Annotated in this window: 27 protein-coding genes, 1 tRNA gene and 1 other RNA gene; 23 read left to right on the top strand and 6 right to left on the bottom strand. The window is 62.4% G+C overall.

Annotated features, from left to right (window positions below):
- Positions 1–42: 42 nt before the first annotated feature.
- The gene (locus tag H3H36_RS10880) at positions 43–465 is read right to left on the bottom strand and encodes a DNA-binding protein (protein WP_182217289.1); all 423 of its coding nucleotides are present in this window, start codon (positions 463–465) and stop codon (positions 43–45) included.
- 206 nt (positions 466–671) lie between these two features.
- Between H3H36_RS10880 and H3H36_RS10875 the strand changes: the two genes are divergently transcribed.
- Both H3H36_RS10875 and H3H36_RS10870 read left to right on the top strand, forming a co-directional pair.
- Positions 672–983 (top strand): helix-turn-helix domain-containing protein, encoded by a 312-nt coding sequence (locus H3H36_RS10875; RefSeq protein ID WP_182217287.1) that lies wholly within the window; start codon positions 672–674, stop codon positions 981–983.
- The gene (locus H3H36_RS10870) at positions 983–3118 is read left to right on the top strand and encodes a Mu transposase C-terminal domain-containing protein (RefSeq protein WP_182217284.1); all 2136 of its coding nucleotides are present in this window, start codon (positions 983–985) and stop codon (positions 3116–3118) included. The genes H3H36_RS10875 and H3H36_RS10870 overlap by 1 nt, the downstream gene beginning before the upstream one ends.
- A 34-nt stretch (positions 3119–3152) precedes the next feature.
- Here H3H36_RS10870 and H3H36_RS10865 read toward each other — a convergent pair whose 3' ends face one another.
- Positions 3153–3425, bottom strand: a complete 273-nt coding sequence (locus H3H36_RS10865) for a hypothetical protein (RefSeq protein WP_182217282.1) — start codon at positions 3423–3425, stop codon at positions 3153–3155.
- A gap of 129 nt (positions 3426–3554) precedes the next feature.
- Here H3H36_RS10865 and H3H36_RS10860 point away from each other — a divergent pair, with 129 nt between their 5' ends.
- The 18 genes from H3H36_RS10860 (at position 3555) to H3H36_RS10775 (ending at position 13121) form a co-directional block, all read left to right on the top strand.
- On the top strand, positions 3555–4295 hold the full coding sequence (locus H3H36_RS10860; RefSeq protein ID WP_182217279.1) for an AAA family ATPase: 741 nt from the start codon (positions 3555–3557) through the stop codon (positions 4293–4295).
- Positions 4296–4307: 12 nt separating this feature from the next.
- Complete coding sequence (locus H3H36_RS10855; protein ID WP_182217277.1) at positions 4308–4946, top strand: hypothetical protein; 639 nt, start codon at positions 4308–4310, stop codon at positions 4944–4946.
- Positions 4933–5268, top strand: a complete 336-nt coding sequence (locus tag H3H36_RS10850; protein ID WP_182217274.1) for an XRE family transcriptional regulator — start codon at positions 4933–4935, stop codon at positions 5266–5268. Before H3H36_RS10855 ends, H3H36_RS10850 begins: the two co-directional genes overlap by 14 nt.
- Positions 5265–5588 (top strand): hypothetical protein, encoded by a 324-nt coding sequence (locus tag H3H36_RS10845; protein ID WP_182217271.1) that lies wholly within the window; start codon positions 5265–5267, stop codon positions 5586–5588. Before H3H36_RS10850 ends, H3H36_RS10845 begins: the two co-directional genes overlap by 4 nt.
- A 30-nt stretch (positions 5589–5618) precedes the next feature.
- A complete protein-coding gene (locus H3H36_RS10840) occupies positions 5619–6248 on the top strand; it encodes a DUF3164 family protein (protein WP_182217269.1) in 630 nt (209 codons plus the stop codon).
- Positions 6245–6451 carry a hypothetical protein gene (locus tag H3H36_RS10835; RefSeq protein WP_182217267.1) on the top strand — a complete coding sequence of 69 codons (207 nt, stop codon included), beginning with the start codon at positions 6245–6247 and terminating at the stop codon, positions 6449–6451. The genes H3H36_RS10840 and H3H36_RS10835 overlap by 4 nt, the downstream gene beginning before the upstream one ends.
- Before the next feature lie 6 nt (positions 6452–6457).
- Positions 6458–6525: hammerhead ribozyme type II (locus H3H36_RS10830), an RNA gene on the top strand.
- Positions 6526–6531: 6 nt separating this feature from the next.
- Positions 6532–7011 (top strand): hypothetical protein, encoded by a 480-nt coding sequence (locus H3H36_RS10825; protein ID WP_182217265.1) that lies wholly within the window; start codon positions 6532–6534, stop codon positions 7009–7011.
- Between the two features lie 3 nt (positions 7012–7014).
- A complete protein-coding gene (locus H3H36_RS10820) occupies positions 7015–7437 on the top strand; it encodes a gp16 family protein (protein WP_182217263.1) in 423 nt (140 codons plus the stop codon).
- Between the two features lie 10 nt (positions 7438–7447).
- Positions 7448–7879, top strand: a complete 432-nt coding sequence (locus H3H36_RS10815) for a Mor transcription activator family protein (RefSeq protein ID WP_182217261.1) — start codon at positions 7448–7450, stop codon at positions 7877–7879.
- A gap of 168 nt (positions 7880–8047) precedes the next feature.
- Positions 8048–8299, top strand: a complete 252-nt coding sequence (locus H3H36_RS10810) for a putative holin (protein ID WP_182217259.1) — start codon at positions 8048–8050, stop codon at positions 8297–8299.
- Positions 8299–8928 (top strand): transglycosylase SLT domain-containing protein, encoded by a 630-nt coding sequence (locus H3H36_RS10805; RefSeq protein ID WP_220459712.1) that lies wholly within the window; start codon positions 8299–8301, stop codon positions 8926–8928. The genes H3H36_RS10810 and H3H36_RS10805 overlap by 1 nt, the downstream gene beginning before the upstream one ends.
- Positions 8925–9332, top strand: coding sequence for a hypothetical protein (locus tag H3H36_RS10800; protein WP_182217257.1), 408 nt, complete (start codon positions 8925–8927; stop codon positions 9330–9332). Before H3H36_RS10805 ends, H3H36_RS10800 begins: the two co-directional genes overlap by 4 nt.
- Before the next feature lie 87 nt (positions 9333–9419).
- Positions 9420–9656 carry a TraR/DksA C4-type zinc finger protein gene (locus H3H36_RS10795; protein ID WP_182217255.1) on the top strand — a complete coding sequence of 79 codons (237 nt, stop codon included), beginning with the start codon at positions 9420–9422 and terminating at the stop codon, positions 9654–9656.
- A gap of 13 nt (positions 9657–9669) precedes the next feature.
- Positions 9670–9996, top strand: coding sequence for a hypothetical protein (locus H3H36_RS10790; protein ID WP_182217253.1), 327 nt, complete (start codon positions 9670–9672; stop codon positions 9994–9996).
- Positions 9996–10505, top strand: coding sequence for a DUF1804 family protein (locus H3H36_RS10785; protein ID WP_182217250.1), 510 nt, complete (start codon positions 9996–9998; stop codon positions 10503–10505). The genes H3H36_RS10790 and H3H36_RS10785 overlap by 1 nt, the downstream gene beginning before the upstream one ends.
- Positions 10502–12253: a hypothetical protein gene (locus H3H36_RS10780; RefSeq protein ID WP_229219859.1), complete on the top strand. Its 1752-nt coding sequence runs from the start codon at positions 10502–10504 to the stop codon at positions 12251–12253. The genes H3H36_RS10785 and H3H36_RS10780 overlap by 4 nt, the downstream gene beginning before the upstream one ends.
- Positions 12254–12683: 430 nt before the next feature.
- Entirely contained in the window at positions 12684–13121 is a 438-nt protein-coding gene (locus tag H3H36_RS10775) for a DUF4376 domain-containing protein (RefSeq protein ID WP_182217247.1), read from the top strand.
- Between the two features lie 585 nt (positions 13122–13706).
- On the opposite strand, the gene H3H36_RS10770 is transcribed toward H3H36_RS10775, so the two are convergent.
- The 4 genes from H3H36_RS10770 to H3H36_RS10755 form a co-directional block, all read right to left on the bottom strand.
- A tRNA-Phe gene (locus H3H36_RS10770) sits at positions 13707–13782 on the bottom strand.
- Between the two features lie 72 nt (positions 13783–13854).
- Complete coding sequence (locus H3H36_RS10765) at positions 13855–16221, bottom strand: S9 family peptidase (protein WP_182217244.1); 2367 nt, start codon at positions 16219–16221, stop codon at positions 13855–13857.
- A 123-nt stretch (positions 16222–16344) separates the two neighbouring features.
- The gene (locus tag H3H36_RS10760) at positions 16345–16923 is read right to left on the bottom strand and encodes a hemerythrin domain-containing protein (protein ID WP_229219858.1); all 579 of its coding nucleotides are present in this window, start codon (positions 16921–16923) and stop codon (positions 16345–16347) included.
- Positions 16924–17313: 390 nt separating this feature from the next.
- Entirely contained in the window at positions 17314–18105 is a 792-nt protein-coding gene (locus H3H36_RS10755; protein WP_182217242.1) for a transporter substrate-binding domain-containing protein, read from the bottom strand.
- 239 nt (positions 18106–18344) lie between these two features.
- Here H3H36_RS10755 and H3H36_RS10750 point away from each other — a divergent pair, with 239 nt between their 5' ends.
- The 3 genes from H3H36_RS10750 to H3H36_RS10740 all read left to right on the top strand — a co-directional run bounded on the left by H3H36_RS10750 (position 18345) and on the right by H3H36_RS10740 (position 21719).
- Entirely contained in the window at positions 18345–18599 is a 255-nt protein-coding gene (locus tag H3H36_RS10750; protein WP_182217240.1) for a hypothetical protein, read from the top strand.
- A gap of 158 nt (positions 18600–18757) precedes the next feature.
- The gene (locus tag H3H36_RS10745; protein ID WP_182217238.1) at positions 18758–19546 is read left to right on the top strand and encodes a substrate-binding periplasmic protein; all 789 of its coding nucleotides are present in this window, start codon (positions 18758–18760) and stop codon (positions 19544–19546) included.
- A gap of 115 nt (positions 19547–19661) precedes the next feature.
- Positions 19662–21719: a S9 family peptidase gene (locus H3H36_RS10740; protein ID WP_182217236.1), complete on the top strand. Its 2058-nt coding sequence runs from the start codon at positions 19662–19664 to the stop codon at positions 21717–21719.
- Positions 21720–21904: the final 185 nt, after the last annotated feature.

Here is a 21904-nt window from a genome sequence, read left to right as displayed (position 1 = left end):
TGAAACGAAATGGCTGTTTTTAGATTCTAACCAATTGTCACACTAGCCTAGTGCACGCAGAACAACGTCGATAGCGGCATCATCGCTTCCTTCCGACTTAACCAGGAACTCATAGAGAACTGTGATCACCGCCGGCCGCCGGTCTGCATCAATTTTTGCATCCCTAGTTTGTTCCCATGTGTCCACGGCTTTAATCGCAAGTTCCAGTTTGTGCATATCCACTTGGGAAGAACCTCGCACAATCGTCCCAACGACGGGTGCGGCAGGCCTTTGCTGAGAATCCTGGGTTGAAGGAGGCAAGTACTTGGCTGGTAGCCTGTAAAGGCGCCTAGTGCCTCCTATGCCGGTGGCCAGCTCAAACTCCCAGCCGTCACGCTTGGCCATAACGTTGACAGCTGCCCTGGTCGTGGGTAGCCCAGGTATTTTTAGTGCAGCGATCTCACTGGCCGACAGCAACTTTTCCACAATTCACTTCTCCAATTAAAAGTGGATTCGAATGCGCAACAAAAAAGCGCAGCAATCCACTTACAAATTCCCAAACAAATCAAACACCTATGCTAATTACATCCTCAAATTAGCAAATACACAAGTGGATTTTTAAGAATTCAGTTTGACCATCCAGTTAAACTCACTTACAATCCACTCATGGAGCCACCATATAGGAGTATCCCATGAGTGTATTGAACAATCAAAAAAAATCCAACCGAACTGACTGGCATAGAGCGGATGTGGTCGCTGCTCTTCATAAAAAGGGATGGTCGTTACGCGAGCTGTCCCGCCAAAATGGGTTGAGCGCAGGAACACTTAAATCCGCTTTGGACCGGCCTTATTTGAAGGCTGAGGAGATCATCGCGAGCGCAATCGGCGTCACTGCCGATGAAATTTGGCCACAGCGCTACGAAAAAAGGGAATTCAGCCCCGAGCTTCCTCCCAGCGTAGGCAAATCGAGAACGGCATCCTTTGAAGTTCAGGGAGCGATGTAATGCCGGCCTTGATAGTTAAGCAGCACTATAGCGCAGCGGAGTTGGCCAGCTATGCGCTCTCTAGTGTCCCAACCACACGTGCAGCATTGCGCGTCAAGGCCGAGCGCGAAAGATGGCCCTTTGTCGAAGTCGCTGGCCAAGGCGGTATTCGCCGCGAATATACTCCGCCGCCGTCAGTCCTGAAGGAAATTAGTGACAAGGCTATGAAGAGTGTCGTTGCCGCCGTAGAGCCTCGTCGCATCAAGGTCGGTCCGGAGAATCAAATCCCGCTGATCGCGACCGAAAGCCAGGCGCTGGTAGCCGATGCTCGGAAAGGCGTATTGCTGGCGCTGCAAACCCTGATGAATCGCTCTGGTTACGCGATGAAGAAGGCCGCGCGCGTCATGCTTGAAATGGCCCAGTCCGGCGAAGCCAACCCGCAGCTGGTCGCCATGCTCAAAGCGGCACGGGACGGACGCGGACGCCAAAGCCCTGACGGCCTGCCATCGGTGCGTAGCCTGATCCGCTTCGTGGAGTATGACCGCTCGTCCGCGCTGACCCCGCGCCATCGCGGCCGGGATATGTCGGTTCCGGACTGGGCGCCGACCTTCCTGGGCTATTACCAGAAACCGGAGAAGCCAACTGTGGAGCATGCCTACCGTATGTTCGCCACCGAGTGGGCGGCCAGTCAGGCCGGCGGCATGCCCAGCATTTGGCAGGTGCGCCGCTTCCTGGACAAGGTCGGCAAGGTTACGCTGGAAATGGGTCGCATGGGATCGCATGAAATCAAGTCGATCAAGCCATTCATCCGCCGCACTTTCGACACGCTGCTGCCCAGCGACGTGTACACCGCCGACGGCCACCGCTTTGACGCCGAGGTACAGCACCCGCTGCACGGCCAGCCGTTCAGACCGGAAATCACGTCCGTCCTTGACGTGGCAACGCGCCGCGCCGTGGGCTGGTCGGTCGGTCTTGCGGAGAGTGCCTTCGCGGTGCTGGACGCACTGCGCGATGCTGTTGTCAACGGCGGCATCCCAGCGATCCTGTACGTCGATAACGGCTCCGGCTACAAGAACGAGCTGATGACCGACGCCGGCACGGGCCTGATGGCGCGGCTGGGCACGGAAATGATCAACAGCCTGCCGTATAACTCCCAGGCGCGCGGGATCATCGAGCGGTCGCACAAGACGATCTGGGTCAATGCGGCTAAGCAGCTGCCAGGCTACATCGGTCACGACATGGACCGCCAGGCGAAGCTGAACACGTTCAAATTGTCCCGGAAAGCGATCAAAGCGCAGAAGGCCGGCGAGACGGTCGCCATGCCGCTGATCGGCTGGCCCGGCTTCGTTGAATTCTGCAAGTTGAAGGTCGACGAATACAACAACAGCCCGCACCGATCACTGGCAAAAATCACAGACCCCACCACCGGCCGGCGCCGCCACATGTCACCGAACGAGGCCTGGGAGCTGGCTGTCGCCAAGGGGTTCGAGCCGCACACGGTTCCAGACGACGAGCTGCGCCCGTTGTTCAGGCCACAGGTGCTGCGCACTGTCCATCGCGGTGAGATCGAGGTATTCGGGAACCGATATGCCTCGAAATACCTGGAGGAATTCCATACCGATCAAATGCGGATTGGCTATGACATCCACGACCCGGAAAAAGTGTGGGTGTACGACCCTGACGGCCGGTTCGTCTGCACCGCCGAACTCAATGGCAACAGCCGCAGCTACATCGCACCATCTGTAACGGATCGTGCCCGTGACAAGCGACTGGACGCAAAGATCAAGCGTCTTGATGTCAAGCACGACACGGCTCTGCGAGAGCGTCATGGCGCACCAGCGCTGGAGAACATGGAAAGCGTACACATTCCCGGTTTCATCAACATGACGCGCGACGAACTGGCGCGTTCAAGGCAAGCGCCCCTGGTTGATGTCACCGAGGTGAATTTCACCGACGTTGAGGTCGTCGCCGCCCAACCGATTGTGCCTGATGCGCCGGAATGGAGCGTGCCAAACACCCCGCAAGAGCGCTGGGACGAATGGCAACGGATGGAATTGGAAGGAGAACTGCAGGATCGCAGTGAGAAGCAGAAAAGATGGCGGCAGACGTATCAAGCCACCCCCGAGTTCCGCATGTACCAGCGCAAGTGCGCTTAATTAGAAAGGCACCAGGTAATGGACCAACAAGTCATCAGCCGCGCTTATCTCGAACAAGTGCGAGAGACGCGAAAAGCCCGCGCAGCTCATCGATTGAAGCAACGCATGGAACATATTTCGGGTCTCCGTCCAGTTCATTCGCCTGACGGCTTAGAAACTTCGGAATCGCATCCGACGGGAAGTGATGAGTCAGATCAAGCTGGCTTAGCAGCCACGCAATAACCATTTTCTGTGCTTCGATTTGCCCTTCCAGTTGTTCAAGTCGGTCGTCGGTAACGAGCATGAACTCATCCAGTTTTTCAGACATGCGGCATCCAGTAGCAAAACAGTAAAAGAAGAACGGCGGCACCAAACAGGCCGCCGCCGAACCAGCGCCAAGGCGCATAACAACACGATGCCGCTGCAACGGCGTCGGTCTAAAAAAGGAAGACGAAGTATGACGAATCTGAATCCCATGGTCAATCGCATTGCATCCATCTCCAATCTCGACCTGGTCGCCGTCGCCACTGAACGGCTGATTTCCCGCGTCGACGGTCTGCCGGGCATGGGCGTCATCTACGGCGAGGCCGGACGCGGCAAGACCATCGCCTGCACGGCTCTGGCCAACCAGTCGCGGGGCTACTACGTGCAGATGCGCAGCGCATGGAACCGCAAGGCACTGCTGGAGAAAATCCAGTTTGAAATGGGGATCAAACCAGCGGGCACCATCGCCCACATGCTGGACGTAATCTGCGAACAGCTGGCCGCCAGCCGCCGTCCTCTGATCATTGACGAGTTCGATTTCTGCCTGCGTAGCGACGGCATGGTGGAGCTGGTGCGCGACATTTACGAAGGCAGCCAGGGAACGCTGCTGCTAGTCGGCGAAGAAATGCTGCCGCAGAAGCTCAAGAAGTGGGAGCGCTTCCACAGCCGCGTCATGGCGTGGATACCTGCGCTGCCGGTGTCCGTCGCCGACGCGGCGAAGCTGGCTCCGATCTACTGCCCCAACGTGGCAATTTCCGCCGATCTGCTGGCCCACATCGTAGAACTGGCCCACGGGTCCGTGCGCCGCGTCAGCGTCAACCTGACGCTGATCCATGAACAGGCAATGATGCAGGCCGAAACCGAAATGACGCTGGCCAAGTGGGGCGACAACGCCCTGTACACGGGCGAAGCACCAAAACGTCGCGCAGCATAAGGATAGAACTAGATGTCAGCAACAAAGAACAAGCGCAAGCCAGTGGAAATGGAAATGGTTGGCGGCAAGGGCTCCCGGCAAATCGCCTGGGAAGCAATACGAAAGCATAGCGGCACTTTTACCTGTTTGGAAATTGCCCATAAAACGAAGATCGCTGAGGGCACTTTGTACACCTATATTCAAGGGCTGGAGAAGGCCGGATTCTTGACCGGCCACATGCCAGCCAACGCAACAATCGGTACGGCGAAAAAATGGGAGCTGGCACGTGACAACGGTATCGAAGCGCCACGTTTGACACGCGAAGGTAAGCCCATCGCCCAAGGCGCCGGCACCGAGGCGATGTGGCGCTCCATGCGCATCATCGGCGAATTCAACTTCCGTGACCTGGCGGCCTACGCTTCGACGTCCGGCACCCCGGTGGCGGAAGGCACCGCGAAGGCCTATATCAGCGCGCTCAATGCAGCTGGATATCTGGTGGTCACCAAGCCGGCCGCAATGGGCAAAGCGCCATCCCTGGCGCGCTATCGCATCGCTCCGGGCAAGAACACTGGACCGCGCGCGCCGATGATCCAGCGCACCAAGTCCGTCTACGACCCCAATATCGCCCAGGTCGTCTGGAAAGATGAGGAGAAAAGCCATGACGACCTCTGATCCGCGATGGCTGCAGCTCCTGCGGGATGAGGCCGAGAAAACGAGCATCGGCCGCGCCGCTCTGCGCGTGGGCTATTCGCGCACCGCCATTAGCCAGGCGCTCTCAGGGAAATACCCTGGCGACCTTGGAAAGCTGGAACGCATGGTGCTGGCCGCCTTGGAGCTGCCGATGGCCGTGGCCTGTCCATACCTGCAGCTGAACCTTCCGACCACCATGTGCCATGAGTTCGCCGCCAAGCGTGCACCGACACACAACCCCGTCGCCATGCAGCACTGGCGCGCATGCCAGCAATGCGACATGTACAGCGGAGAGGACAAATGAGCCACCAGTCCGCCCCTCAATCGCGCCCGCTTGAGCTTGTGCCAAACAAGTCGCAATCGAGTGCCCAGGTGTTCAACAGCACGCTGCTGCGCCGACTGCAGGTGACTAACCGATGCATCCGATGGTTGCGTAAAAACGGCGTTAAAGCCCTGCAAGTGGATGTCCATGCGGCCACCCCGACGGTGCTGGTGTCAGAACGGGCCGCCGTATGGCTGCGCCGTGAGGCATTCCGACGCGGGCTGCGCTGCTTCTCGGACCACACCGGAGGCTCCCTGTTTATCGATGACTGCGCACTGTCCTGGCGCAGCACCAAAACTTAACCATTTTTTCAACAGCAAGAAAGGCAACACATGAACGCAACCGTACAGAACCTGGACGTGCCGGCCGGCTTCCGCAAGAACGCACAAGGCCACCTGATCCCTGAGTCCACCATCAAACCCATCGACCTGACGCGCGATGCCCTGGTACAGGAGCTGATCGCGGCCGCCAAGGCATCCAGTCAGCAACTGGCTGAATTCAAGGCCCGTGTGTTCGGGGACGTGGCCGCATTTGTCCAAATGTCGGCAGAGGAATACGACGCTGTTGTCGGCGGCAAGAAGGGCAACGTGACACTGGTGAGCTTTGACGGCCGCTACAAGGTGAACGTGGCCAGCGCGGACAACATCTGCTTCGATGAGCGCCTGCAGGCTGCGAAGGCACTGATTGATGAATGCATCGCCGACTGGAGCAAAGATAGCGGCCCTGAAATCAAGGTGTTGGTGCAGCAAGCATTCGACGCCGACAAGGAGGGAAACATCAGCACCGGCCGCGTGCTGGGCCTGCGCCGCCTCGACATCAAAGACGAGCGCTGGCAGCGCGCCATGACCGCTATCGGGGAATCGGTACAGGTCATCGGCAGCAAGCAATACGTACGCTTCTATGAGCGCGTGGGCGACAGCGGCGAATACGCGCCAATTTCCCTGGACGTGGCCAAGGTATGAAGCTGCAGATCAACGACGCAGGAAGCTGGCGCCATATCTCGAACTTCGATGTGGTGGTTGAGGGAGAGGTCCGGGCGCGGGCCGCCCGACTTGCGTACGCGCTCAATGAGCGCTGCCGGCTCCGCATCCTGGGTGACGGCGGCGAGGTAAAAGCCTATTGCAGCGGTCCTCATTTCCTGTGGGAGGACAAGCACGACCGCTAAAACGAAAAGCGAAACCGGGTCAGCACGGCCCGGTCTGCCCGCCATGGTGGCCGGGCACTGATGAGCAACCAAGGAAATTTATGAAATTGAGCAAAGAGCAAAAGCAGGAGCTAACCGACAAGCTTTCCATGCCATGGGGCAGTGTCGAGTTGCTATGCGATGGTCGTCGGGTATCGCTGCAGGTGCGCAGGTTCAAGCAAATGACCTACCGGGTAATGACGTACGTCGATGGCGTATTTAAGGGCGCTTGGTGCATGGCCGAACCGGCAGTGCCAGAGCACAAGTTCATGCGCAAGTTGGTTCGGCCAAATCTCAGCCCTGCCAAACGGAAGGAAGCGGAGAAGCGCCTGGGTAAGCGTTACGTCGCCAAAGACCCGTACTTCAGCGGCTCCGTCACCGTCTACCTGCCAGACTGGTCGAGCGGAAAGACCGCGATCAACCACCTGTGCAAGGTCTGCGAATCCGTTGAAGTGGCACCGACCGATGAACTCGGAAGTTCCGCGCTCGATATCGACAGCCCTCAACAAAAACAGGTGCTCAACGCGCTGGAATTGGACTAAGAAATGAGCCGCAACGCCAATCTCGCGAAAATTCACATCGCCAAGAAGCAGCTGGCTATGGATGACGACACCTACCGCGCCATGCTGCTGGCGCATGGCGGCGTATCGTCGTCCAAGGACTTGACGCTGATCGGCGCGGCCAAGGTGCTGGCCCACCTGGAGCGCTGCGGCTTCAAGCCGAAGGCGTCGGGCGGTGGCAAGCGCCCGAATGCCGCCGCCGCCAATCGTGGGCTGCTAGGAAAGATCGAAGCCCAGTTGGCCGACGCGCGCCGTCCCTGGTCGTATGGTCACGGCATGGCGAAGAAGATGTTCAACATCGACAAGATCGACTGGCTGAACGCCGAGCAGCTAGGCAAGATCATCGCCGCGCTCAGTATCGACGCCAAGCGCCGCGCCGCACAGGTCGCGCGCGCATCTAAACCTTGAAGTGACAAACATGATGCAAACCGATTTCTCTCACTTGCCGATGAGCGCGCAGAAACTGATCGCGGTGATCGGCCTGCCAGCGACGTTGCGCCTGGTCGACGCCTGCGGCGGAAATTCTGTCAACCTGTACCATAGCGAACGCAGCCTGGAACGCATGGCGGAAGTTGTCGGACGCGCTGCCGCCGAGAAGTTGTTGAAGTTCTACGGCAATGCCCCGTTCACCGTACCGCTGTGCCACAGCGCCCTGCGCCACGTGCGCAACCGTGAGGTGTTGGCCGAGTTCGACAAGCTCACGATGCAGGAAGGGATGTCGGCGCGCATGGCGGTGGCACAAATCACACGTCGGTTTACACCTTACATTCACGAGCGTACCATCTGGCGAATTCTGAAAACCACCGGGGAGGTCAAACAGGCCGATCCGCGCCAGATGAGTCTGATCTAAGCAATTCCCGCCGTTTCCTTCGTTTCAATTCCCTCCAAATCGCAACCAGGTGCTGACACTAGTCAAGCTTGGTTGCCTCGCGCGTAAATCATAAAGTCTCTTCGTCGCAAGCCTGACATCTGTCAGAACTGCCCACGCAACGAAGGGGACGCTTTGAACAAATTACGCATGATCGAATGGCTGCTGGTCGCGGCCGTCTTCTACCTCGCCGCCATCGTCATGATGCAGCTGCACTATAGCGGCCCACTGCAAACGCTGGCCTGGAAACTCGGCCACAGCACGCTGGGAGCATTCATCGGCTACTGGCTGGACCGGATGGCGTTCCGTGACCGGATCACCCCGGACTCTCCCCCGCTGGTGATGATCCGTCGGGCGCTGATCATGGCCGCCTCCATGTACACATTGGCGACGGGCCTGTGATGCGTGCGGCGCTGATCTGGCTGGCTGTCAAGGTTCCGGTCTTGCTGTGCGCGCTGGCGATCATGGTCGTCGCCGGCAAGCTGGCACACGCCACCGACGCCTGCGATCAATACCGGCCAACACTGGTGCGTGAGGCGCAGGCAGTCTATGGTCTGGCGGCGCCGGTGCCGATGTTCGCAGCCCAGCTGCGCCAGGAGAGCAGCTGCCGTGCCTCCATCACCGCCTGGGACAATGGGCGCGGCCTTGCCCAGTTCATGGACGACACATCCAAACAGGTCGCGCACATGTATCCCGAAATCGGCGCTCCCGATCCATATTCGCCGAAATGGGCCATTCGTGCCCTGGTGCGCTATGACGGCTGGCTGCATAAGCGCGTCCAGGGCGATACCGAATGCGAGCGCTGGGGCGCCGCGTTAAAGAGCTATAACGGCGGCCTGGGCTACGTTCTCAAGGCGCAACGCCTTTCCACCACCTCCGGCGCCTGGTTCGGCGCCACCGAGGATATCAATGCCGGCCAGAGCGCGCAAAACTTCGACTACTCGCGCCGCTATCCCCGCCTGATCCTGTTCCAGCACCAGCGACTGTACACCGCGTGGGGCGCCACCGTCTGCCTGGAGGGCCAGCGATGATAACCCGCACCGATTGGGGTGTCGCCGCCATCGCCATCGTCCTGGCCACGCTGGCCGCCATCGACGACCAACACGAGCGCGCGAAGAATGCCGTGGCAATGAACGAGGTCAAGGCGGCGATCAAGGACGGTGAACTGAAACGCCGCAAGGATGCGGCGGCCGTGGCTTCCGGTCTGCGTACCGAGAAGGCCCAGGCCGCGACCGATCACTATTTCAACAACCTGCGCACTGAATATGAAACCGAGCAAAAGAGCAATCCTGGTATTGGCTGTGTGCTTGACCCTGTCAGCCTGCGCCGCTGGAACGACGCAAACGCGCAGTCTGACGGCGCAGCCCCAGGCGAACCTGATGGCGGGCTGCCCGCCGCTGCCCCTCCTGACGGCGCAACAGAACGCAGTCAATAACCACATCGAAGTGGCGCGTCTGTACAAGATGTGCGCCAACAAGGTGAAGGGCTGGGCTGACTGGTACACCTCAACGGAGGCAACGCAATGACGGACGAATGCGAACAGGCCAGCAAACGCGAGGAGCTGGACCGCGAGGTGGCCATCCGCCGCCAGCGCCTGAAGACCATCGCTCTGGCCTGCCGTGCCGGCGTGGAGTATGACTGCCGCGATTGCGGTATCGCTATCCCGGCTGACCGGCGCCAGGCCGCACCAGGCTGTACCCGATGCCGGCCCTGCGAGATGGCAGCGGAGGCCCAGCGCAAGTTGATGCGCCAACCCTGAATAGGAAACACGAATGGAAATTAGCAACGACGATCTGGCCCGTATTCTTGGCCGCATGGAAGCCAAACTCGACCAACAGGCTAGTACCTCGTTGCGGGTCGAAACCAGTCTGACGAATCTGGATGCCAAGGTGACGCGCCAGTTCGCCGAGCACGATTTGCGTCTGCGCGAGCTGGAGGTGGCCAACCCCAAGCAACTGGCCGACAAGTTCAAGGGGCACGAGGACCGCATCCAGGCGCTCGAACGGGGCGCCGCCAAGGCCGGCGTATTGGCCGGCATCGGTTCCAGCCTGGCTATCGCCGCGCTGGTCGAACTGCTCAAACGCAAGCTGGGGCAGTAATGGCCAAGAGTGCGGAAATCCATGCCCTGGTACGTCGGCACTATATCTTCGACCGCCTCTCCCTGGAACAGGCTGCGGGTATGGCCAACGTCGCCTACACCACGGCCAAACGATGGAAAGAAAAGGCGGCGGCGGCCGGCGACGACTGGGACAAGGTGCGCAGCGCCTCCACACTGGCCGGCGGCGACGTGGAGCAGCTGTCCCGGCAAATCCTGACGGAAATGCTGGTGCAGTTTAATGCCGTGCTCGACATGATCAAGACCGATATCGACATGCCGGCAGCCAAGCGCGTCGAGCTGATGTCCAGCCTGATGGACAACATCCACAAGAGCATGTCCGCCATGCGCAAGTTCCTGCCGGAAGCTAACAGCCTGTCCATCGGCATGACCGTGCTGCGCGGCCTGGCAGAGTTCGTACAGGAGCGCTATCCGCAGCACGGCAGCATCCTGGTTGAGATTCTGGAACCGTTCGGTGATGTGCTGCCGAAGATACTGGCCGATGCCAAATGAAACGCAACGACCTAAGCACCAAGGAATTCCAGAGCGAGCTGAGCGAACTGGTTGGTTCGCTGCGCCGCGACATCGAGGCGCACAGCATCGGCCTGGACCCATCACAGAAGGCCATCAAGGCCAGGCGCAAGCGCGTGCTGGACGGCGACTTTCAATTCTTCGCCTACACCTACTTTCCGCATCACATCCGGGGCACGCCATCGCTGTTCCATGACCAGTTCTGCAACCGCTTCCCGCAACTGCTGCGTATGGCTGGCGGCGTCAAGGAATGGTGGATCGCGCCGCGCGGCGAAGCGAAGTCCTCCCTGTTGACCAAGATCGGTCCGGTATGGTGCAGTGTCCAGGCATTGCACCAACGTCCCGACGTGCGGGCCGAGATCGGCGCCACCGGCCCATTGCCGCCGTTTATCGACTACATCATCCTGCTTGGTGCTGAAACCCGGCTGCCGACCAAGCTGGTCGAAGTGTCAAAAACCGAGCTGACCGTCAACGCCGCCCTGGCGCTGGATTTTCCCGAAGTCTGCGGCAAGGGGCCGACGTGGAAGGTGGGCGAATTCGTCACCAAGACCGGCGTCAAGGTAGAGCCGTTCGGTGCCGAGCAGGCGATTCGCGGCACGTTCCATGGCGCCAGCCGGCCCAAGCTGCTGCTGGGCGACGATCTGATCACCGACGCGGAAGCCAAAAGCCCGACCGAGCGTGACAATCGCTGGACGTGGCTGACCAAGGCCATCGACTACCTCGGCCCACCGGACGGCACGGTGAAATACTGCGGGGTCGGTACGATCCTGGACAAGGACGATCCGATCAGTCGCGCCAAGAAGACCATCGGCCACATCGTCCACCACTTCCGCGCGATCGTCCAGCTGCCCGACAACATGGACCTGTGGGAGCAGTGCCAGGAGCGGATGCTCAACGATGACAAGCGCGAGGTCGAGGTGGCGGCGCTGGCCGGCCAGGTGCTGGACGAGTCCAGGTTGCCGTCGTTCCGTTTCTACCTGGCGAACAAGGTCAACATGGATGCTGGGGCCATAGTCTCATGGCCATCAGTGCGCCCGCTGTTCTGGCTGATGCGCCAGCGGGCCGTGTCGAAGCGCGCTTTTGACACCGAGATGCAGGGCGACCCGCGCAGCGATGAGGACAAGGTCTTCGGTAAGGTGCAATTCTGGGTGCAACGCCTGCCCGAATGGATCATGTTCGGCTCCTGCGACCCATCCATGGGCAAGGGGGAAACCTCCGACCCGTCGGCGCTGCTGGCCGGCGGCTACGACCCGCGCATGAAGCGCTTGCACGTCATATCGGGGGCCATCAAGCGCCGGGTGCCGTCCAAGCTGGAGGCGGACCTGATCGACTTCCAGCGCGAGTTCCGTTGCCGCGCCATCGCGTTCGAGAACAACAACGCCTACGAACATTCGCGCCAAACCTTCGCCAACGCCGGCATGGAGGCAGGCGTGCCGCTCCCCCTGGTTGGCGTGACGGCCACAGTATCGCCAGAGGTGCGGATCGACTCCATAGAGCCGTATGTCACCGACCCGTTCACCCCCAAGATTTTGCTACACGCCGGTCTGACCCAGCTGCTATCCTCGCCAATCCTGCAAACCCGACAGCGCTCGCACCAGCGATTGCACTATCGGATGACGGTGTCTATTTGTTGGCGGTCACGAACAGCCCGTCAGTCAAAATCTGGAAACGTACAGCCGATACCTTCAATTTCATTGCGTCCCCGGCGCTTGGTTACTCACCAAGCGTAATCAACTATGTGGCAATGGCTCCCAGCGCGAACTACTTCTCGGTGGGCTTTAACGCCACCCCGTACCACCAGGTGTTCAGCCGGTCTGGCGATACGTTTTCGGCATTCGGTTCGCCAGCTGCAGTGTTATATGGCGATTCCGGAGGGTTCTCGGCGGACGGGCGTTTCCTTGCGTTTCGTGATTCGGGAGGCATAAGGGTCTTCCGCATCACTGGCACGGGGCTAACGCTGCTGGAAACGATCTCTTGTAGCGGCCGTGGATATGACACCAAGTTTTCCCCCGACGGGCGATATCTGCTCACGGTGGACAGCTCCGGTGCCCCTTACGCAAAACTGTTTAACGGCATGCACAAGACGCCGATAATTTCAACCGATAGCAGTGCTGTTCAGGTTGCTACCTCTTACGTTAGAACCGGCCTGTAAGGACTTAGATGAATATCTGCAAGATTAGAAACGGGTTTTATGCTGGCCATCGTGTGGCCGATCAATACTCGACCTGGGACTCCGACGAGGTGAGGATCGATCCTCCCCAAAATATGCTTGAGGGCAAGTTCTATCGGCTCAACGGTGATGGAACCTGGATCGAGTGTGACTCTGGTGTGATGAAAACCCGTGAGGAACTGAAAGCCGAGCGCCAGGTGCTGGTGGACTCGATTACGGTGACAACGAATTCCGGCCACGTTTTCGATGGCGACGAGGTGAGCCAGGGGCGTATGGCGCGCGCCATCATCGCGCTACAAGGTACAGGGGCGCAGTCGGTAACCTGGGTGCTGGCTGACAACTCAGTGATCGAGGCTGGCGTTGGGGATCTGATCGAGGCGTTGGCATTGGCTGGCGCCGCCCAGGCAGCAATCTGGGTGATCGCGTGAGGCGCCTCATTCTCGCCATGATCTGGGTGGCCTGCATCCTCGGCTCGCTGCTCATACTGATCCGTATGGCATGGTGCATCTTTACCAACCAAGAGAGGCGTTCGATATTGCTGTTGCTCTGGATCGGGCCGGGAACAAGGCTACCAACGGCCGTGACATTGAAACAATCAGTTCCAGGGCGAACCGGGCGCGCGATGAGGGGCGCCGCTGGGGCTGCTTGCTGTGCCGCTTGCTCGACCGACTCAGCCCAAACCATTGCCGCGATTCGGCGGGTGTATAGCCTAAGTCCAAGTGTCAATTGTGGCGCAAATAAGGTTGAATCTCGGCAGCAGTGGCGATGCCAAATTAGTTGCAAATCGGTGCCAAATCACGCGCCGCGCTACATCAACGGCGTTTAGCAGGACGACTCTGGGTTTTTGCGAAGAAGAATGGGGCGGGGCGTGGACAGTTGGGCGATTCGGTCGAGACTTCGTCAACCGTCGCGGTTTTGTTTCGAGTGCCGGACATGGACCGGACACGAGGACTGCGAGGTCCCCAAACAAGAACGCCAACCAGTGATGGTTGGCGTTGCGTGAACTATGTTCTTGGTGGCCCGGGGCGGAATCGAACCACCGACACAAGGATTTTCAGTCCTCTGCTCTACCAACTGAGCTACCAGGCCAAGGGCCGAAATTATAGCAGGTGGGTGTGGGGCGCCGTCAAGGGTGAATTTGCCGGCGCCGCCACAAGCTGCTTATTTCAGCGTGCGCTCGAACAACTGGTAGATGCGCCGGTATTCGTCATACCAGCTTTCCGGCTGGACGAAGCCGTGGCGCTCCATCGGGTAGCTGGCCAGTTCCCAGTGGTCCTTCTTCAGTTCGATCAATCGCTGGGCCATGCGCACGGAATCCTGGTAGAACACGTTGTCGTCCACCATGCCGTGGGCGATCAGCAGGTTGCCGCGCAGCTGGTCGGCGTATTCGATCGGCGACGAAATCTTGTAGGCTTGCGGGTCCAGCTCCGGGGTGTTGAGGATGTTGGACGTGTAGTCGTGCTCGTAGCTGGTCCAGTCCGTCACCGGGCGCAGCGCGGCGCCGGCCTTGAACACGTCGGGCGCCCGCAGCAGGGCCATGAAGGTCATGAAGCCGCCGTAGCTGCCGCCGTAGATGCCCACCTTGTCCGGGTCGCCCTGGTGCTGCGCCACCAGCCATTGCACGCCGTCCAGGTAATCTTCCAGCTCCGGGTGGCCCATCTGGCGGTAGATGGCCGTGCGCCAGGCGCGGCCGTAGCCTTCCGAGGCGCGGTAATCCATGTCCAGCACGATATAGCCTTTTTCCACCAGCAGGTTGTGGAACATCTGCTCGCGGAAGTACAGCGGATAGCGCTGGCTGACGTTTTGCAGGTAGCCGGCGCCGTGCACGAACATGACGATGGGGTAGCGCTTGCCCGCTTCCAGCCGGGCCGGACGGTACAGCTTGGCCCAGATCGGTGCGGCGCCGTGGGTGGACGGCACGGCCACCAGTTGCGGCGCGATCCAGTTGCGGGCCTTGAAGTCGGCCGTGCGGGTGTCGGTGAGCACGGTGGGCGCGCCGCCCGTGGCCGGCATGGTGGCCAGTTGCGGCGGCAGATAGCTGGCCGAGTAGCGCAGCAGCAGCTGGCGTCCGTCCGGCGACAGCGCGAAGTTCTCCACGCCACCGAGCGTTGTCAGGGTGCGCAGCGCGCCATCCTTGACGGAGCTGGCGCACACTTCATACGTGCCCGGCAGCTTGGGGTTGCACATGAAATAGACCTGGCTGCCGTCGGCCGTCCATTCCGGCTGGCTCGCTTCCCAGGCGCCGGCGGTGAGGGCGCGCGGCTGGCCGCCGGCAGGCAGCGTGTACAGGTGCGAATAGCCGCTTTCTTCCGACTGATACCACAGCGTGCTGTTGTCGGGCAGCCAGCCGAAGTGGTTGCCGCGGTAGTTGATCCAGGCCGGATCGGTCAGCCGGTGCACGCTGGCCAGCGTGGCGCGGGCCAGGTCCACGGTGGCGATCCAGCGGTCCTTGTTGTCGATGGCGCGCACCATCACGGCGGCCCGGCTGCCGTCGGCGCTCCATTGCAGCACGCCATCGTCCGGGTCCACGCGCACGGGACGGTTGCCTTTCAGCGCGGGCAGTTGTTGCGCCGCGCGCAGCGCGGCCAGTGGGTCGGTCGCGATGCCGGGCAGACTGTCGTAGGGCAGGTCGCGCACGCTGCGCGTGGCCAGGTCGACCAGCTTGAGCGTTTGCGGCACGGGGCCATCGTGGGCCACGCGCTGGCGCTGGTCGACCGCTTCCTCGTAGCCCGATTCCGTCACGAAGCGGGCCATCTTGTCGCGCGGCGCCTTGGCGCCGTCGCGCGGCGTGGTCACCACCAGCAGGTGGCGGCCATCGGGCGACAACGCGCTGCCGCTGAGCTCGACCTTGTCACCGAGGTAGACGGGCAGCGGGGCGCGGGTGGCGTCGGCGCGGCGCCGGGCCAGGTCCTGCTCGCGTTCCTGTTCGCGTTCCTGCTTCTGGCGCGCCACCGTGCTCAGCAACCGCAGTTGCAGCGCGCGCAGGGCGTCCGGCTCCGGTTTGGCGTCCGGATCCTTGAGGGTGCGCAACTGGGCCACGGGCGTGACCAGCCGCTCGGCGCGGCTCCAGCTGTACCAGTCCTGGCCGAGGCGAAATTGCACGTGGGCACCGTCGGCCGCGTACTGGGGCGCGGCGGCCGGGGTGCTGCCACGCACGATCTGGACCAGCGCGCCCGTCCTGAGGTCGCGCTCGAACAGGTCGCCGTTGCGCAGCATGATGGCGCGCGTGTGGTCGCGGTTGTAGACCATGGCCGGGCTGTCGATGCCGGCCAGCTGCTGGTCGTCCACCATGGCCGGCGCGCCCGTGCCCGCTTGCCAGATGTCGCGCAGCGGCGAGCCGCTGCGTTTTTGTCTGAAGTACAGGCGGCGGCTGTCCCAGCCCCACCAGGCCGCCTCGACGGGCGTGCCTATCCAGTCGGGATTGGCCATGGCCTGGTCCAGCGTGATCGGGGTGGGAATGGGGACAGGGGCGGCCGCGGACGCGGCGGCGGCCGCCAGCAGGGCGGCGAGAGGCAAAGCAAAACGCATGGTGGGGTTCGCTATTCTGTTGGGTGAACGGGAGCATGGGATCGCCACGCGGCCACGATTCTAGCCCAACAGTGTCAGCGAGGAAACACTGGCGCGCGCCAGTGCGGTGCATGGCCGGCCGTGTCAGCCGGCCGGCATCAGCCGTGGCTGCTCGCCCCGGTAGCCGGGGCGCGCTGGCGCCGGCCGCTGGCGCCCGGCCCCATCGTTGGCCTCATCCTGGGTCAGGAACATGCTGCCAATTTCGAACCACTCCTCGCTGCGGATCACGCGCTGGGCCAGGGGCAGCAGTTCGCGTTCCTCCTTGTCCAGCCGTTGCAGCAGGTTCTGGCAATACATATCGATGGTGCGGCACAGGAAGGTGCTGTGCACGGCACTGCGGCGCATGGCGCGGCGCAGGCATTTGCGTACGGCCGCCAGCATGGTGCGGCCCAGCCGGCTCAACGATTCGAGGTCGGCCAACAGGGGGCCGGCCTCGCCGGTGGCGTTGCGCACGGCCGGCATCAGGCAGGCTTCCACCTTGCGCTGGTGGCGCGCCTCGGCGAAGCGGGCCAGTTCGTCAAGCTGGGACTGGAGATACACAGGATCGACTTCCTGCGGCTTGCGGGCCATGTTCCGCACCTGCTGCAGCAGGCGCGCAATGAAGTGGCGTTCCTTCTTTTGTTCGATTGATAGGGTCAACAGGACATAGGTTGCTGTGAGCATAGCGTTTCCCGGAATACGTCTGACGTCGGCTGCGAGGCATACGTTGGTGGGGGCCGGGCCAGGTGAAAAACCAACACCTTAGCGCTGTCGGGCACGCCATCAACGACTCTTTACAATTGTTCACAACTATCCGTGTGGCACAACTTGGGTAAAAAAACCTGCGAACTTCTTGGCCATCCTGGCGCTTGCATTACCGGCACGTAAAACGTATTGCGGGGGCGCCAAGCCGGCGGAGGCGCCTCGCAATGTTGGGACATGAGCGAACAATTATGCGCCCGATTGATGCAGGAAAAAACTAGTTTTGGCGGCAATGTACGAAAAAAAATCGCGCGCGCCCGTGGCCGGGATCAGGCCGCTTTGGCCGCTGTTGCGCCGGCGCTGCAGTGGCCGTCATGGGGGCGCCACGCTGGCCGCCGCGGCCAGTTGGCGGTAGTCGGCCGACTGCCGTACCTGGCCGATGGCGTGCCAGATCGCTTCGATGCGTTGCGGATCACGGCTGTAGGTGCGGCGGCTGAACATCAGGTGGAAGGCCAGTGCCGCGTAGGGCGGGGCGGCTTGCTGCACGCGGTCGCGAAAGCGCGGATCGGACTGGACCAGGCGGCTCGCTTCCTTGCCCTGCAGCACGGCCACGTCGAACAGGCCGCTCACCAGCAAGCGCAAGCCGTCGTCGGCCGATTTGACCAGCTCGCGCGGCTGCAAGCCCTGGGCCCGCAGGTTGGCGCCGATCAGGTAACCCGACTGCACCGCCACCTCGCCGCGCGGCGCGCTCAGTTGCCGGCCGTTCCAGTGGCCCTGGCCGCCCACCCGCAGGAACACATTGACGTCGTCTACATACAGGGCGCGGGCCGGATCGGCGCTGCCGTCGGGCAGCGTGGGGACGACGGCGAAGCTGCGCCGCGAACCGGCGTCGGCCGCCGCGATCACGCCATCCACCGTGCCCACCCGCAGTTCCTCCATGCAACGCCGCCACGGCTTGGCCGCATAGCTGAACTGCTCGCCCAGTGCGCCCTGCACGCGGTTGAGCAACTCGAAATTGAGGCCGGTGGCGGCCGGCATGCTCCATGGCCGCTGTGCCACGTCCTCGAAACACAAGGTCAGCGGCGCCGGCGCGGCGCACACCGCCCGCGCCGCCAGCGGCAGCGCAAGGGCTAGCCACGCGCGTAACAACTTGCCAGTTGCCATAGTCGGATCCTGTGGAAGCCTCGGTGGGGACGGACGATTGCGACCGTAGCAGATTAGCATGACTTGCCATCGCGCTGGAACCGGCGCCAGCGCGGTGGCGTCGCTTTCTTGCGCTGCGGGTGGTCATGTGACAGATTTGATGCAGGGTAGTCAAAAAATGTATCATCATTTTCCAATGATGCTAAGATGATAATTCGTTGCATCCCCCCTACATCTATTTTTAATGGAAGGTCACCATCATGCCCCACACTACCTTGCGCCTCCCCCTGTCGCTGGCGGCCGCCGTGGCGCTGCTGGCCGGCTGCGCCAGCGCGCCGGCCGACACCACCGTCGCCTCGGCCCAACCAGCCGGTCCGGCCGCCAAATGCCGTAACAGCGAAGCGCGCACCGGCACCTCCATCGTGCGCAAGGACTGTTCGAGCAACGACAACGTGAGCACGGTCGATCCGCACGACATGATGGACAGCAAGCGCACCGCCTTGCCCAACCGCTGACGCGCCAGGCGCCGCCGCGCGCCCGCCGCCACCACGCCAGCCCGCGCGGCTGGCGTGGCGCAAGCTGGCCCGCTACCGTGAAAAAGCATGCGGTTGATGGACAGGCCCGCGCCGCTGCCGCTATAGTGAGGCGACCCCTGTTCGTACGAGGCAGCTCCATGCACCGCCCGTTGTCACGGCCGCCGCCGTCGCCCCTGTTATTGCTGTCGCTGCTGTCGCCCATGCTGCTGGCGCTGGCCGGCCCCGCCGCCGCGCTGCCGCTGCGGCTGTGCATCTTCGACCGTCCCTTGCCCCCCATCACCATGCCCGACGGCAGCGGCCAGGTGCAGGAACTGCTGCGGCGCGCGGCCCGCTCCACGTCCATCGCCATCCAAAGCGTGCCCGCCTCGCGCGCCAGTTGCCTGGCCCAGTTGCAAAGCGGCCAGGTGGACGCCATGCTGGGCGCCTTTCTGCCCGAGCGGCTCGCGTACGCGGCCTATCCCATGGCCGGCGAGCAGGCCGATGAGAGCCAGGCCGTGGCGCAAGCGCGCTTCATGGTGTACCGCCGCCACGGCAGCGCGGTGGACTGGGATGGCCACCAGTTCAGTAACCTGGGGCGCCAGCCGGTGGGCATCCAGCCCGCCTTCCTGCATGCCAACCTGCTGCGCCAGCTGGGCGTGGTGACGGACGAGGCCAGCCTCAACACGGCCGATAACCTGGGCAAGCTGGCGCAACACCGGGTGGCGGCCGTGGTGGCGCTGGAAGGCGAGGGCGCCGCCTTGATCGCCAGCCGCTACGCCGGTGAGATCGAAGCCTTGCCCCAGCCGTTTCATGTGACGCCCATGTACCTGGTGCTCAACCGCGTCTATTACGGGCAGCACCGCGCCGCGATCGACGCCTACTGGCTGTCGTTGCGCCAGTACCGGCTGTCCGTGGACTACCAGCAATACCAGCAGCGGCCGCGATAGGGGGCCGATTTCAGCGGGCCGGTGGCGGACTTGGTATCATGTCCGGCTTGCCGGCGACCCGCTGGCTTATATCAGGCCGGCGACCCGCCGGCTCACTTACGTCGGAGATCAATCCATGACATTACGTCTGTTGTTGCTGGGGACCGCCATGGCGGCCACCAGCGCGCTGGCCGCACCGCGCGGCTTCACGGTGGAAGATATGGTCAACATGGAGCGCGTGGGCGCTCCCGTGCTGGCGCCGGACGCCAGCCGCGTCGTCTACACGGTGCGCACGACCAACCTGGACAAGAACCGTGGCAATACCCAGCTGTGGATGCTGGACCTGCGCGCCGCCAAGCCCGTGCCCCAGCGCCTGACCCAGAGCGAGGCCAGCAGCACCGATCCGGAATGGTCGCCCAAGGGCGACGCCATTTATTTCCTGTCGTCCCGTTCCGGTTCGCAGCAAGTGTGGCGCTTGCCGCTCGGTGGCGGCGAAGCCGTGCGCGTGACGGACTTGCCCGTCGATGTGGACAATTTCCGCCTGTCGCCCCAGGGTGACCGGCTGGCCTTCAGCCTGGCCGTGTTCCGCGACTGCGCCGACCTGGCCTGCACCAAGGCCAGGCTGGACGCGCAAGCCAAGAACAAGGCCAGCGGCCGCGTGTACGACCGCCTGTTCGTGCGCCACTGGGATACCTGGGGCGATGGCCGCAACGCCGTGCTGTACTCGGCGCCCATCGACGCGGCCGGCAAGGTCAGCGCCGCGCCCGTCAGCCTGAGCGGCACGCTCGATGGCGACGTGCCATCCAAGCCGTTCGGCGACCACGATGAATACCATTTCAGCCCGGACGGCCAGAGCGTCGTGTTCGCGGCCCGCATCGCCGGCAAGACCGAAGCGTGGTCGACCAACTTCGACGTCTACCAGGTGCCGGCCGCCGGCGGCACGCCGCGCAACCTGTCGGCCGACAACCCGGCCTGGGACAGCAAGCCCATCTACTCGCCCGACGGCCGCACGCTGGCCTGGCTGGCCATGGACCGCCCCGGCTTCGAGGCCGACCGCTTCCACCTGGTGCTGATGGATGTGGCCTCGGGCAAGAAGCGCACCGTGGCTGGCGACTGGGACCGTTCCATCGCCGACTACGCGTGGGCCCCGGACGGCAAGCAATTGCTGGCCACGGCCGACGACGTGGGCCAGCACCGCCTGTTCGCCATCGACGCGGCCAGCGGCAAGGTCAGCGCCCTGTCCGGCAATGGCGCCGTGCACGGCTTTGACGTGCGCCACGACACCATCGTCCTGTCCCATGCCGACCTGGCCTCGGGCGCCCAGCTGTACAAGCAGAAACTGGGCGCGGCCCCTGGGCCGGCCGTGCAGCTGACGTGGAACAACGCGCAAGCCCTGGCCGACGTCAAGATGGGCGAGTACGAGCAGTTCTCGTTCAAGGGCGCCAATGGCGACACCGTGTACGGCTACGTGACCAAGCCCTGGAACGCCGTGCCTGGCGGCAAATACCCGGTGGCCTTCCTGGTGCACGGCGGCCCCCAGGGCAGCTTCGGCAACGCCTGGGGTTACCGCTGGAATCCGCAAGTGTACGCGGGCGCCGGCTACGCCACCGTGTTCATCGACTTCCACGGCTCGACCGGCTATGGCCAGAAATTCACCGACGCCATCAGCGGCGACTGGGGCGGCAAGCCGCTGCAGGACCTCAAGCTGGGCCTGGCCGCGGCGGCCCAGCGCTTCCCGTGGCTGGACACGCAGCGCAGTTGCGCGCTGGGCGCCTCCTACGGCGGCTACATGATGAACTGGATCCAGGGTAACTGGTCGGACGGATTCCGCTGCATCGTCAACCACGACGGCGTGTTCGACACACGTGGCATGGCCTATGCGACCGAGGAAATCTGGTTCACGGAATGGGAAAACGGCGGCAGCTATTTCAACGTGCCGCAGAACCACGAGAAGTTCAATCCGGTCCACCTGGTGGCGAACTGGAAGACGCCGATGCTGGTGGTGCAGGGCGACCAGGACTTCCGCATTCCCACCACGCAAGGCCTGGGCACGTTCACGGCCCTGCAGCGGCGCGGCATCCCCAGCAAGTTGCTGATGTTCCCGGATGAGAACCACTGGGTGCTCAAGCCGGCCAACTCGCTGTTGTGGCATCACACCGTGCTGGACTGGCTCGATACCTACCTCAAGCACTAAGCGCCGCATCCCCGGCCGTCACACCCCGCCTGCCACCTGGCACGCGGGGTGTTTTTGGTGCGCCCAGCATGGGCGCACTCCTGTGGGTGCAAGTCCCGCCGCGAGCTGACCACAGTGAGCGAAGTGAAGCGCAACTGCGGAAGGGTAACTGACTGTGGGAAGGAAGCGTGGAGCATAAATCATGA

Source organism: Rugamonas fusca (assembly GCF_014042365.1).
Taxonomy (GTDB): domain Bacteria; phylum Pseudomonadota; class Gammaproteobacteria; order Burkholderiales; family Burkholderiaceae_D; genus Rugamonas; species Rugamonas fusca.
This window is presented reverse-complemented; position numbering and strand designations above follow the sequence as displayed.